Origin of the sequence: Rhizobium cauense (assembly GCF_019511525.1) — a bacterium.
In the GTDB taxonomy this organism is placed as follows: Bacteria; Pseudomonadota; Alphaproteobacteria; order Rhizobiales; family Rhizobiaceae; genus Rhizobium; species Rhizobium cauense.
The window spans coordinates 92,106-104,338 of sequence record NZ_JAEUAT010000018.1 but is presented as its reverse complement, the minus strand read 5'-3'; the positions used below and the strand labels follow the sequence as shown (position 1 = coordinate 104,338).

Annotated in this window: 11 protein-coding genes; 10 read left to right on the top strand and 1 reads right to left on the bottom strand. The window is 60.5% G+C overall.

Annotated elements, in window-relative coordinates:
• Positions 1–21 precede the first annotated feature (21 nt).
• From JNB88_RS26325 to JNB88_RS26300, 6 genes are read left to right on the top strand one after another with little or no spacing between them, the layout of a single operon-like run.
• Complete coding sequence (locus tag JNB88_RS26325) at positions 22–891, top strand: carbohydrate ABC transporter permease (RefSeq protein ID WP_037133803.1); 870 nt, start codon at positions 22–24, stop codon at positions 889–891.
• Positions 881–1,690 carry a carbohydrate ABC transporter permease gene (locus tag JNB88_RS26320; RefSeq protein ID WP_220358022.1) on the top strand — a complete coding sequence of 270 codons (810 nt, stop codon included), beginning with the start codon at positions 881–883 and terminating at the stop codon, positions 1,688–1,690. The genes JNB88_RS26325 and JNB88_RS26320 overlap by 11 nt, the downstream gene beginning before the upstream one ends.
• 19 nt (positions 1,691–1,709) lie before the next feature.
• Positions 1,710–2,459 (top strand): glycerophosphodiester phosphodiesterase family protein, encoded by a 750-nt coding sequence (locus tag JNB88_RS26315; protein ID WP_220358021.1) that lies wholly within the window; start codon positions 1,710–1,712, stop codon positions 2,457–2,459.
• Positions 2,456–3,511, top strand: a complete 1,056-nt coding sequence (locus JNB88_RS26310) for an ABC transporter ATP-binding protein (RefSeq protein ID WP_220358020.1) — start codon at positions 2,456–2,458, stop codon at positions 3,509–3,511. The genes JNB88_RS26315 and JNB88_RS26310 overlap by 4 nt, the downstream gene beginning before the upstream one ends.
• Entirely contained in the window at positions 3,486–4,403 is a 918-nt protein-coding gene (locus JNB88_RS26305) for a MurR/RpiR family transcriptional regulator (RefSeq protein WP_338111042.1), read from the top strand. Before JNB88_RS26310 ends, JNB88_RS26305 begins: the two co-directional genes overlap by 26 nt.
• A gap of 6 nt (positions 4,404–4,409) precedes the next feature.
• Positions 4,410–5,159: a glycerophosphodiester phosphodiesterase gene (locus JNB88_RS26300; protein ID WP_220358019.1), complete on the top strand. Its 750-nt coding sequence runs from the start codon at positions 4,410–4,412 to the stop codon at positions 5,157–5,159.
• A gap of 192 nt (positions 5,160–5,351) precedes the next feature.
• Here the strand turns inward: JNB88_RS26300 and JNB88_RS26295 are convergent, their stop codons facing one another.
• Entirely contained in the window at positions 5,352–6,392 is a 1,041-nt protein-coding gene (locus JNB88_RS26295; protein WP_220358018.1) for a LacI family DNA-binding transcriptional regulator, read from the bottom strand.
• 182 nt (positions 6,393–6,574) lie between these two features.
• Here JNB88_RS26295 and JNB88_RS26290 point away from each other — a divergent pair, with 182 nt between their 5' ends.
• The 4 genes from JNB88_RS26290 (at position 6,575) to JNB88_RS26275 (ending at position 12,232) form a co-directional block, all read left to right on the top strand.
• Positions 6,575–9,343, top strand: a complete 2,769-nt coding sequence (locus tag JNB88_RS26290; RefSeq protein ID WP_220358017.1) for a glycoside hydrolase family 2 protein — start codon at positions 6,575–6,577, stop codon at positions 9,341–9,343.
• A 77-nt stretch (positions 9,344–9,420) separates the two neighbouring features.
• The gene (locus JNB88_RS26285) at positions 9,421–10,503 is read left to right on the top strand and encodes an ABC transporter ATP-binding protein (RefSeq protein ID WP_220358016.1); all 1,083 of its coding nucleotides are present in this window, start codon (positions 9,421–9,423) and stop codon (positions 10,501–10,503) included.
• Complete coding sequence (locus JNB88_RS26280; protein WP_220358056.1) at positions 10,503–11,387, top strand: carbohydrate ABC transporter permease; 885 nt, start codon at positions 10,503–10,505, stop codon at positions 11,385–11,387. Before JNB88_RS26285 ends, JNB88_RS26280 begins: the two co-directional genes overlap by 1 nt.
• The gene (locus JNB88_RS26275) at positions 11,384–12,232 is read left to right on the top strand and encodes a carbohydrate ABC transporter permease (protein WP_037133266.1); all 849 of its coding nucleotides are present in this window, start codon (positions 11,384–11,386) and stop codon (positions 12,230–12,232) included. Before JNB88_RS26280 ends, JNB88_RS26275 begins: the two co-directional genes overlap by 4 nt.
• Position 12,233 lies beyond the last annotated feature (1 nt).

Below are 12,233 nucleotides of genomic sequence, written 5' to 3'. Positions count from 1 at the left end.
TCGCCGATGTTTGTCACGGCCATGCTTCGTAAACTCACACCCTATCTCTTCGTGGCGCCGCTGATGATCTTCATCGCGGTATTCACCTATATTCCGATCCTTGCGAGCCTCAATCTGAGCGTCCGCTCCTGGAACTTCCTGTCGCCCGACATGCCCTTCGTCGGAATGCGGAACTACGAGCAACTGCTTTCGTCGCGTGAGCTCTGGAACTCACTGTGGGTGACGACGCTCTTTGCCATCCTCTCCGTTCCTCTGCGGCTCGGAATGGCGGTGCTCATCGCAAGCTATCTCGTGCGCGAAAGCGCGCATTCGCGACTGTTGCGCGGCGCTCTTTTCCTGCCATCGGTCACCTCGACGGTGTCGATCGCGGTCGTCTTCTCCTGGGTGTTCTCCACCGACTACGGGATGGTCAACACCATCCTGGTGACGCTGGGGCTGGGCCGGGTGCAATGGCTCCAGGATCCCTATCTGGCGCTTTGGGTGCTGATCTTCGTCAACACCTGGAAACAGCTCGGCTACGACATCGTCATCTATGTTGCCGGTCTGCAGGCCATCCCGCGCGAACTCTACGATGCTGCTGCCGTCGATGGCGGCCGCCGCCTGCACGTCTTCCGCCGGATCACCCTGCCATTGGTCATGCCAACCACATATTTCCTGCTGGTGATTTCGGTCATTGAAGCCTTCCAGGTCTTCACGATCGTCAATGTCATGACGCGCGGCGGTCCCGCCGGCGCAACCGACATGCTGGTCAACCTGCTCTACGAGATCGGCTTCGTGCTCTTCGACATCGGGCGTGGTTCAGCGCTTGCCGTGCTGCTTTTCGTCCTGCTTGTCGCGCTCGCATTCCTCAAATCCCGGATCATCGGCAAGAGGGTTCACTATGAAGCCTGAAAATCCCTTTCTCGCCGGCCTCGCGTTGATCGCCGGGCTATTGTTCCTCTCTCCCGTTCTCTATTCGATCTGGATATCGTTCCAGACATCGGACGCCTATTATGCGGGCGAGATCGGCTTCACGCTCGACAATTACGGGCGTGCCGTCGGGCAGTACAATTTCGCCCGCTACCTGCTCAACAGCCTGATCGTGTCTGGCATGGTCACGCTGCTCGGCATCACCTTCGCGACGATGGCCGCCTATGCCTTCGCCCGTTACGCGTTCAGGGGCGGCAACTTCCTGTTCGGGGCGACAGTCGCGACGCTGATGATTCCCAGCCATATCAGCCTCATTCCGAATTACCTGTCGCTGGCCAAGGTGGGGCTGCTGGATACCTATGCCGGGCTGATCCTGCCGGCCATTTCGAACGGCTTTGCCGCCTTCTTCCTGCGGCAGTACATCCGCGGCATTCCGAAGGCGCTCGACGAGGCCGCCTATATGGATGGAGCGAGCCCGCTCACGGTACTCTGGCGCATCATCGTGCCTCTGTCGCGTCCGGCGATCGCGTCGATGGCTCTCTACATCTTCATGACGGAGTGGAACAGCTACATCTGGCCCCTGGTCGCGGTCGGCAATCAGGATCTCTTCACGCTGCAGGTCGGCCTCGCCCGGCTCTATCGTATCAACCCGGGTGAGGGGCTGGTCGACTGGCCGCTGGTCATGGCGGCGTCGACAATCACCATCCTCCCGGTTCTCCTCGGGTTCCTCCTGGTCGAGCGCCATCTCGTGCGCGGCATCACCATGGGCGCCGTCAAGTAATATCAAGGACATCACAGACATGACACGCATCGCATCACATCGCGGCGGAACGCTGGAATTCGGCGACAGCACTCCGCAGGGATTTGCCGCAACCGCAGGAATGGCCCTGGAAGAGGTGGAGTTCGACGTTCATCCGACGGCGGACGGCGCCATCGTCGTGCATCACGACCCGACGCTGGACGCCACGACGGACAGCAGCGGTGCGATCGCCGAACTGACCCTTGCCGCGATCAAGTCTGCCACGATCCGCTATGGCGCGGGTGCCAATCCGCTGACGCTGGAAGAACTCTGCGCGATCTATGCGCCCAGCCATGTCGGCTTCCGCTGCGAGATCAAGCCCGGTATCGACGGCATGCCCTATGAGGACTTCGTGCCGCGCGTTGTTTCCGTTCTCGCTCAGCACGGAATGCTGGAGCGCACAGCGTTCTCGTCCTTTCTCGTCCGCTCGCTCGACGAGCTGGCCCGTGCGACCGCCCGCCCGCGGCTCTGGCTCGTCAGCCCTCCGGTGTTGCGGCAACTCGGCGCCGAAACCGTCATCGAAGTCGCAAAGGCGCATGGCATCCCAGAGGTCGGCGTGCATATCGATACGGCTGATCTCGCCCTGCAGGATGTATTCGTGTCCGCCGGTATCGACTTCGGCTGCTGGGCCGCCCATCACCGCGAGCAGATCGACAAGGCGCTTTCTCTTCAGGTCAAGGTGTTCACCACCGATCGCCCGACGCTGGCGATCGCCCGGCGCAACGGATTTCACGGAAAGGGCGCGGCATGAGCGGCATCAGTCTTCGTGACGTCCGGAAATCCTATCCCAACGGCCCGCGCATCCTGCATGGCGTTTCGCTCGATATTACGCCAGGCGAGTTCGTGGTCATCGTCGGCCCTTCCGGCTGCGGAAAGTCGACGCTGCTCAGGATGATCGCCGGACTGGATCGCTGCGAGGAGGGGCTGATCGAGATCGGTGGACGACGTGCCAACGATCTTGCGCCGCAGGATCGCGACATCGCGATGATCTTCCAAAACTATGCGCTCTATCCGCATATGACGGTGCGGGAGAACATTGCCTTCGGTCTCGAATTGCGCGGAATGCGCAAGGGCGACCGCAACGCTCGCGCCGAAGATGTGGCGAGAACGCTGCAGCTCGAACCCTATCTCGACCGCAAGCCCGCGGCGCTTTCGGGCGGTCAACGGCAGCGCGTCGCCATGGGGCGCGCGATGGCACGCAATGCCTCCATCTTTCTCATGGACGAGCCGCTTTCCAATCTCGACAATGCGCTGCGCATCACCATGCGCACCGAGATCAAGGAACTGCACCGCACGCTCGGTGCCACGATCATCTACGTCACCCACGATCAGACCGAGGCGCTGTCTCTGGCGGACAGGGTTGCTGTGATGAAGGACGGCCATCTGCTGCAGTTCGACCGGCCTGAGGTCATCTATGACAAGCCGAAGAACCGCTTCGTCGCCAGCTTCCTCGGCATGCCGCCGATAAATTTCGTCGAGTCCGAAGCCTTGCCGGGCTGGAATGGCTCGCCCGGTCTGACAATTGGCCTGCGCCCGGATGTCCTGGCGGTACATGGCGACAATCCGGGCGGCGCTGCTCTGCCGGCGCGGCTGGTGCTCTCCGAGATGACCGGCTCGGAGATGCTGCTGCATTGTGAAAGCCCGGCAGGACGGCTGACTGTCACGGCGCCGCGGCGGGACCTTCCCGTCGACACCGGCAAGCTGTGGATTTCCTATGATCTCGACCGCGCACTGTTTTTCGATAGCCAGAGCGGGGATCGCGTGGAATTGTCCAGAGGTGGACGCAAGATCGCAGGACATTGAGATTGGCGACGACATGAACAGGCCGGATGCATCCCTTGCCTTGAGCGATTTGATCAGCCGTCACTCGACGCGGCTGACCGATGCCGATACCCGTCTTCTCGACGTTCTCATTCAGGATCCGATCCGGGCTGCGCTCGAGAACGGCAAGGATGTCTCGTCCCGCGCCGGCGTTCATCCAGCCTCGGCCGTGAGGCTGGCGCGGCGACTGGGTTTCAAGGGCTATCCGGAGTTTCGCAGCTTCCTGCAGTCGAGCCTGACCGAAGGCGGCAACGATTTCGAAAGTCCGGCGGCCCGTATGGCGGCCCGACTCGTCAGGGCAGAGGACAGCGGCCTGCTGGCCTCGGTGCTGGACAGCGAGATCGCAGCGCTTCAGCAGGCACGCAACAGCGTTTCCGATGCCGATATCAGGGCGTTTTCTCAACGGCTGCGCGACGGCCGCAAAATCTATGTTTTCGGCCGCGGCCATTTCGCGTCACTGAGTTCGCTGATCGCGCTGCGCCTCAATCGCTCGGGTTATGAGGCCATCGATCTCGGTAGCCAGGTGCATCAACTGCCAGAGATCCTGTCGACGGTTTGTGGTGAAGACGTCGTCTGGGTTCTTGCCTTCCGCAGGGCTCCTCCACTGCTGCAGGAAGTCCGCGACGTCGCCATGCGGGCAGGGGCCACGGTGCTGGCGATCACCGATGTCGGAGGGACGCGCATTGATCCCGCGCCGGATCATCAGATCCTGGTGTCGCGCGGCGATCCAGGCGAGTCCCAGTCTCTGGTCGTGCCGATGACGATTGCCAATGCCATCATTCTCGATCTCGCATCCATCGACAACGGGCGCTCGATCGATGCGCTCAAGGCATTCCGCTCGTTCAGGGCCACATCCCGGTTGACGATGGGCTGATTGATCATGAGTTTCTGGACGTCACCGCGGCGCAAGCCGCTCGTCATTGCGCACAGAGGCGGGGCTCTGCTGGCTGCGGAAAACAGCGCCGCCGCTTTTCAAGCTGCCGCCGCCGTCGGTGCCGATGCTGTCGAGACGGACGTGCGGCAGACGGCAGACGGTCATTTGGTCTGCTTTCACGATGATACCCTGGAGCGGCTTTGCGGCGATCCGCGCGCGGTTGCCGAGATCGACCTTGCCACGCTTCGACAAAAAATACCTTCGATCCTCACCCTGCGAGAGGCGTTGTCAGCATCTCGCCCTCTTGGCGTGCTCCTGGACGTGAAGCTTCTGGATGGTGTCACGCTGGAAGCCATCCTGCGCGACTTAGCGGGGGCCGATATCGAGCCGCGGATCGTCCTTGGTTTACGGAGCCTCGACCTCATTCGCGTCGCTCGGCGATTGGACAGCCGAATCCCGATCCTGTCCCTGATCCATACGGCCGATGCGATCGAAGAGGTGGGGGATGCGGGCGCGGACTGGTTCAGGTTGTGGCAGGCAGATCTGACCGAGGCGCGTGTCAGCAGAGTGCGGCGATCGGAAATGCATCTGGCCGTCATGGTCGGTCAGCCGCGTAATATGCCGCTCGAGGAATATCCACAGTATCCCGTCGGCAAGGTCGACGCAGAGGGTCTACTGCAAATTGCCAGTTTTCGGCCGGACGCCGTTATGCTGGACGACCCTCGGCTGATGGCGTACTGGCGTTTAGAGATTTAGTCGAGCTTTAGGGTGGAACAGTTCGTTCCAAGATAGCGGTCGATGTTAGCCCGGCAGTCCTATCAGTCCCCGAAAAGCCAGCCCTTCCCTTCGTGAAGCGGGATCGGACCGAAAAAGGGACATAACATCAAGGCGCGGAAATATCAGGCCTAGCTTTTCGTTGGCCGAAGCGACGGTTTGTATGGCCGGTGGTCAACTGGATGGGCTCGCATCAGGCGAGGGCGCTGCGATCGAGCCGCGTTCAACAAGCGGGCACTCGATCTTGATCTTTCGGGCGCTTCGGTGGGAGGAAATACCCTCGTTCTGGTCGAGCAGCGCACCCACCGCCCATCGCGCCATCTCATCATGCGGCAAAAGCACGGTGGAAAGCGGCGGCACCATGTACGAGGCAAGATCCTCGTCGTCGAAACCCACCACGGAGATATCTTCCGGTACCCGCAGACCCCGGCTCTTGACGGCATCATATGCGCCGACGGCCATGCGGTCGTTGAAACAAAAAATGGCCGAAGGGGCCGGCGTCCTGTCGAGCAGCTTGAGTGTCAGCTCCCGGCCACCATTGACCGTCCAGCCGCCTGTGAGAATCAGGTCCTCGTCAATAGGCACGTCCCAGGTCGTCAGCGCCTGCCGATACCCCTTTTCACGCTCCCTTGCCGCATCGATCCAATCTTCTCCCTTGAGGTGTGCTATCCGTCGGTGGCCTGCTTTGAGCAGGGCTTCGGTAGCGGCATATCCACCTGCGACATCACCGGGAACGACCGACGGGTGCCGGCGATGCTTGTCGTAGCAGTTGACGAGCACGGTTGGGATGTCGTTCAGGCGTTCAGGAGCGAGGACTTGTCGGGTCGTCAATGTGGTGTAGAGAACGCCGATGGCGTTGAGCTCCTGAAGCAGATCAAGTGCTGCGCTTTCGATCTTCGGGTCGGAGCGGGTGCAGAAGGTCGCAATGAGGACATCCTGCAGGGCAGCCTCGTCGCGTGCGCCCTCGATGAAGGGCATGGCAAAGGGCGTCGTGCTGACCTCATCAATCAGCAGACCGATGACGGGGCGCCGATGTTCGGGAACGTTGTGCCTGGGGCCTTTGCGATAGCCAAGCGCTTCCGCCGCTTCCATGACGCGTGCACGGGTCACCTCTGAAACGCGAGGATTGCTGACCCCATTCAATACCAGAGATACCGTTGCCTGTGAGACGCCTGCACGCTGTGCAACGTCAACCATGGTTGCACGCTTGGTCAATGTTTGTCCCACTTCATCGATCGGCCCATCCCCTTCATCAAACTATAGAAAACCCACTTTTGCGACAACCGGCCACGGTGGGTTTTGCGTGTCGTGAAAATTTCCGCTTGCCACCAAGTTATATTGTCGATACCCATAACTAATAATATAACTAATAACATAATTCGCAAGGGAGAGAGTTTATGACCGCCCATGTCACGCCCGCCTTGTCGCCATCCCAGGATGCACGCAAGCGAATGACACTCGACGGCCTCTGGCAGTTCAAGTTCGAGAGCGATGCCGAATGGCGCTCGATTTCCGTGCCGTCGGTATGGCAGTCCGAATTTGCCGATCTGCACGACGCGTTCGGTACGGGGATCTATCGTCGGCGGTTTTCGCTACCGAAGGACTGGGCCGAACGCGATATTTCGCTTCACTTCGGCGCGGTGAACTATTTTGCTGAGGTCTTGGTCAATGGCCAGTCGATCGGGACGCATGAAGGCGGCTACCTTCCGTTTACACTGACTATTCCGCGCGGTGTTCTCAAGGCGGAAAATGAGGTCGAGGTGTCGGTCACGCTACCGAGCGCCGATGCGACCAAGTACCCTCAGTTTCCTTTCGCGGAAATTCCGCACGGCAAGCAGAGCTGGTATGGTCCGCTCGGCGGCATCTGGCAGTCGGTGACCCTGGAAGCCCGCGATATCAGCCACATCAAGCATGCAACTGCGAAAGCAGACCTTGCGTCAGGTGCCGTTCGCTTTGATCTGGAGCTTTCAGCGGAGGCGGCGAACGCAGAAGTACACGTCCTTGTCCACGGACCGGACGGAGCATTGGAAGCTACGGGCAAGGGCGTTGGTCGCACTTTGAGCGTCGTCGTGCCCCAGGTGAAAGCGTGGTCGCCCGAGACGCCGCACCTTTACCGTGCCGACATCAGTCTCTTCGTCGGAGGCGCAGTCGTTGATACCGCGTCGGTCACGTTCGGCTTCCGCACCATCGAGACGCGCGACGGTCAACTTTTCCTGAACGGCGCTCCTCTCTACATGCGTGCCGCGCTCGATCAGGACTACTATCCTGAAGGCATCTGCACGCCGCCTTCGCTCGAGTTCCTCGAGGATCAGGCGCGCAAGGCCAAGGCGCTTGGGCTGAATACGCTGCGTATTCACATCAAGGTTCCCGATCCGCGCTACTACGATGTCGCGGACCGCATCGGTCTGCTGATCTGGACCGAGATTCCGAACGTCCAGACATTCACGGATGCCTCGGCCCGGCGGATGCGCGAGACCATGGAAGGGATTGTCCGGCGCGATGGCCATCACCCGTCGATCATCGCGTGGACGATCATCAACGAGGATTGGGGAACGCGCACTGTCGAGAATGCCGACCATCGTCAGTGGCTGGCCGAAACCTATGACTGGTTGAAGGCGCTCGACCCAGGCCGCCTCGTTACGGACAATTCCGCCTGCTTCCCGAATTTCCATGTGAAGTCGGACCTCAACGACTACCACTATTACCGCTCCGTTCCGGAACGCCGTGAAGAGTGGGACGATATCACCAAGCAATTCGCCGGTGGCGCTGCATGGACCTATTCGGGCCTTGGAGATGCGCAGCGACGGGGCGACGAGCCGCTTATCGTCTCCGAGTTTGGCGTGTGGGGCCTGCCTGATCCGTCGAAGGTCCTACTGGAAGACGGCTCCGAACCCTTCTGGATGGAGACCGGTGCGACATGGGGTGACGGCGTCGCCTATCCGCATGGGGTCCAGAAACGCTTCGGGGCGCTGCATCTGGATACCGTCTTCAAGAATTTCGGGTCCTTCATCGAGGCCGCGCAATGGTACCAGTTCGCAAACCTCAAGTATGAGATCGAGGTGATGCGCGCGCACCCGACAATTGTTGGCTATGTCATCACCGAATTTACCGACGTTCATTGGGAGGCAAACGGCCTTCTCGATATCAACAGAAACCCGCGCGTCTTCCACGACCAGTTCTCAAGCATCAATAGCGATATCGTAATTGTCGCCCGCCCGAGCGCCTGGTCTGCCTATGCCGGCGATGTGCTGGAGGTGGATCTCTCGGTGGCGACCGGTGGCGCGTCCATTCCTGAAGGAGCAACGATCCGCTGGACCTACGGGTACGACGGCGAGCGGGCTCTCCCGGCAACGGCCGCCAATGCGGTCGCAAGCGCCGGCGTCGTGCCGATGCAGATGCCGGATACCGACGGCAACCGCACGCTGCGGATCGAATTCGAAGTCCTGTCCAACGGACAGCGGCTGGCGTCCAACGTTCTCGACATCGCGCTTTATGCAAAGCGCAGCCGGGCCAACTTGCCGAGCATCGCGTCCAGGGATCCGGCGCTTCGGGCCTTTGCCGAGACGCTGGGCTACCCTGTCGTTGAGCCTGACAAAGCGGACGTCAATCTGGCGCATGCCCTCGACGAGAGCGACATTGAAGCGATGCGCCACGGGGCACGCTATTTCGTGATCGCTGACGGCAGCGTTCCCACGCATCGCAATCTGCGCACGGATATCCCCGCCGGTGAGAAGCTCTATCGCGAGATGACCATCGATGAACGGGACATGCCTGTCGGTATCGACCAGCAGCTTCCAGGCATCGGTCTGATCGCACGCGAAGGAACCCTGTGGCGCGGTGACTGGATCGCCAACTTCAGCTGGATCCGGCGGGCAGGTGCGTTCGCATCATTGCCGGGTGGTCCCTTGCTCGACCTGTCGTTCGAGAAGGTGGTTCCGCACCATGTCATGACAGGCTTCCGCACGTTCGAATATGCCGGTCCGGTACATGGCGGGCTCGTCATCGGTTGGGTCCACAAGCCGGCGGTCACGATCGCCGAACGGCGTGTCGGGCGCGGCAACCTTGTTGCAACAACCTTCAGGCTGACCAGCACACCGGCCGGCACCGATCCAGTTGCCGCCGCCTTGTTCGACGCCATGATCGCGACGGTCAATCAGAGCAAATGACGATGTCAGGTCCGGGCGCAGGAAACCGCGCCCGGTCTCGGACGACAAGGCTCTGGAGCCCAAAAGCGGAGGAATACGTGGCGCTCATTGAACTGGTGAACATAAGCAAGCAATACGGTGCCGTGCAGGTCATCGATAATCTGTCCCTGACGATCAACTCCAACGAGTTCATGGTCTTTCTCGGCCCATCCGGGTGCGGGAAATCCACCTTGCTGCGGATGATTGCCGGGTTGGAGGGCATCGACGGTGGCGAGATTCGCATCGACGGCAAGCGTATCGATCATCTGCCGCCGGGCGAACGCGGCATCGCCATGGTGTTCCAGCACTACGCGCTCTATCCGCACATGAGCGTGCGCGACAACATGGCCTTCGGCCTGCGCAACATCGGTGTCGATGAGGCGGAGATCGGTCGCCGGGTAACGGAGGCGGCCCAGGTTCTTGTTCTCGACAAGTTGCTTGATCGCAAGCCGGGCCAGCTGTCCGGCGGCCAGCGTCAGCGCGTGGCCATCGGTCGTGCGATCGTCAAGGAGCCGCAAGCCTTCCTGTTCGACGAGCCACTGTCGAACCTCGATGCAGCACTTCGTGTCCGAACACGCGTCGAGCTGGCGCAGCTTCACAACCGGGTCAAATCGACGATGGTCTTCGTGACGCATGACCAGATCGAGGCGATGACGCTCGCACACCGGATCGTCGTCATGAACAACCGGCGCATCGAACAGGTCGGCACGCCGATGGAGATTTATGCGCGACCTGCGACACGCTTTGTCGCCGAGTTCGTTGGCTCTCCTGCCATGAACTTCCTGCCCGTGAAGCTCGAGGGCAATGTTGCTCGCCTTACCGATGGAGCAACCATCCGGACGGCGGTTCAAGTCAAAGAACTGGCGCCGGCAAGCGACTACACCATGGGTGTCCGCGCAGAAGCCATTTCGATCGGGCAGTCCGGAACAGGCGACACGGATGCCGTTGTGGAGGTCATCGAGCGGCTGGGGGATCGCACGCTCGTCTATGCTCGCATCGCGGATAACTCGCTGCTGGTGGCAGAAGCAAAAGGAGATAGCCCGCTCGCGCCCGGCGCAACCGTGGCCCTGACGTTCGACGGCCGGCGAACCCACCTTTTTGACGCGGCCGGCCGGGGCTATCACACCGCGGAGGCGGCATGATGGGCCAGACCATCCATATGAACGAATCCCGTTTGCGAAACGGCTTGTTCGTTGCGCCGTTCGTGCTTGTTTTTGTTTGCTTGCTGGTCATTCCCCTCTTTTGGGGCTTCTGGCTTGGCCTGACGAAGGCGGACCTGTTCGGCCCCGGCAAGTTTGTCGGGCTTGCAAACTATACGCGCCTGTTCAACGACAAGATTTTCCGCGGCGCGGTTCTGAATACACTCTATTTCGTTGTGCTGACCGTGCCTGTTCTCGCGGTGTTCGGCCTCGCGCTCGCGTTGGCGCTCAATCGCAAGACACGCTTCGCCTCGGTGATGCGCGCGGTCTTCTTCGCTTCGTCGGTGCTATCAGTCACGGTGGTAACCCTGATATGGCGCATCGTCTTTATCCCCGACATTGGCCTGCTTTCCAATATCTTCGGCTGGTTCGGCCTGCCGCAGGTCACCTTCCTCAGCAATGCGCGTCTTGCGCTCCCGGCCGTCGCGATTGCAACAGTCTGGTGGGGCGTCGGCTTGCCGATGATGCTGTTTCTGGCGGCGCTGCAACAGGTGCCAGGTGAAATCTATGAAGCGGCGGCGCTCGACAATGCCGGGCGCTGGAAGACGCTGTTGCGCATTACGCTCCCTTCGATCCGCCGGACATTCTTGCTCGTGCTGATCATTCAAAGCGTGCTTCAGTTCCAGGTGTTCGGCCAGGCTCAGTTGATGACGCAGGGCGGCCCCAACAACGCTTCGAGGCCGATCGTCCTTTACATCTACGACGTTGCCTTCACCCGCTTCGATGTCGGTATGGGTGCTGCGACCTCGCAGGTCCTGTTCGCGATCATCCTGATGGCCGGCATGCTGCAATACTTCCTTTCAAACCGGCGCGGAGAAAATCGATGAGCGGCACAAGCTCCGGCATGGTCGGAAAGTCCCTCGGAGACCGTTTCATCCTTCTCGCCGTCGTGGTCGCCGGCCTGATCATGGTCCTGCCGATCCTTTGGGTCGTCGGACTGTCGTTCAAGCTAAACGCGGAACTGAAGCTGGACACGAATTCGGTCTTTCATTTCCCGTATACGGTCAAAAACTACGTCGACGTTCTCGGCGGATCCAATGTCTTCCGTTGGTTCTTGAACAGTCTCATCGTTTCGTCGGGCATGACGCTCGGCGTGCTCGTCCTGTCGTCGCTTGCCGGCTATGGTTTTGCGCGGCTACGCTTTCCGGGGCGTGACATCCTGTTTGTCATCGTTCTCTTCGGACTTGCCGTTCCGGAGCAGGCGGTCATCGTCGCGCGTCACCAGATCTTCAGCATACTGCGATTGCACAACAGCTATCCCGGCCTGATCCTGCCCGGTTTGGCTGCTCCATTCGGTGTTTTCCTGATGACTCAGTACTTCAGGGAAATCCCCAAGGAACTCGACGAGGCGGCGCGGCTGGACAATGCATCGCACTTCAAGATTTTCTGGAAGGTGCTTCTGCCCCTAACTATTCCGGCCCAGGCGACCCTTGGTGTGTTCACCTTCCTTGGCGCCTGGAACGACTATCTCTGGCCGCTCATTTCGGCGACCAAGAAGGACATGTATACGATCACGACCGGCATCGCTTCCATGCAGATGAACTTCGCCCAGACCGAAGGCTTGGGCTTCCTGATGGCACAGGCTGTGTTTGCAGGTCTGCCAACGCTCGTCGTCTACCTGTTCTTCCAGAAATACATCGTCACCGCGGTTTCGGGTTACGCAGTGCGATGAC

Excerpts from the sequence above, each read along its gene's own strand:
- JNB88_RS26325 (WP_037133803.1), top strand. The coding sequence starts at position 22 with ATGCTTCGTAAACTCACACCCTATCTCTTCGTGGCGCCGCTGATGATC.
- JNB88_RS26320 (WP_220358022.1), top strand. The coding sequence starts at position 881 with ATGAAGCCTGAAAATCCCTTTCTCGCCGGCCTCGCGTTGATCGCCGGG.
- JNB88_RS26315 (WP_220358021.1), top strand. The coding sequence starts at position 1,710 with ATGACACGCATCGCATCACATCGCGGCGGAACGCTGGAATTCGGCGAC.
- JNB88_RS26310 (WP_220358020.1), top strand. The coding sequence starts at position 2,456 with ATGAGCGGCATCAGTCTTCGTGACGTCCGGAAATCCTATCCCAACGGC.
- JNB88_RS26300 (WP_220358019.1), top strand. The coding sequence starts at position 4,410 with ATGAGTTTCTGGACGTCACCGCGGCGCAAGCCGCTCGTCATTGCGCAC.
- JNB88_RS26290 (WP_220358017.1), top strand. The coding sequence starts at position 6,575 with ATGACCGCCCATGTCACGCCCGCCTTGTCGCCATCCCAGGATGCACGC.
- JNB88_RS26280 (WP_220358056.1), top strand. The coding sequence starts at position 10,503 with ATGGGCCAGACCATCCATATGAACGAATCCCGTTTGCGAAACGGCTTG.
- JNB88_RS26275 (WP_037133266.1), top strand. The coding sequence starts at position 11,384 with ATGAGCGGCACAAGCTCCGGCATGGTCGGAAAGTCCCTCGGAGACCGT.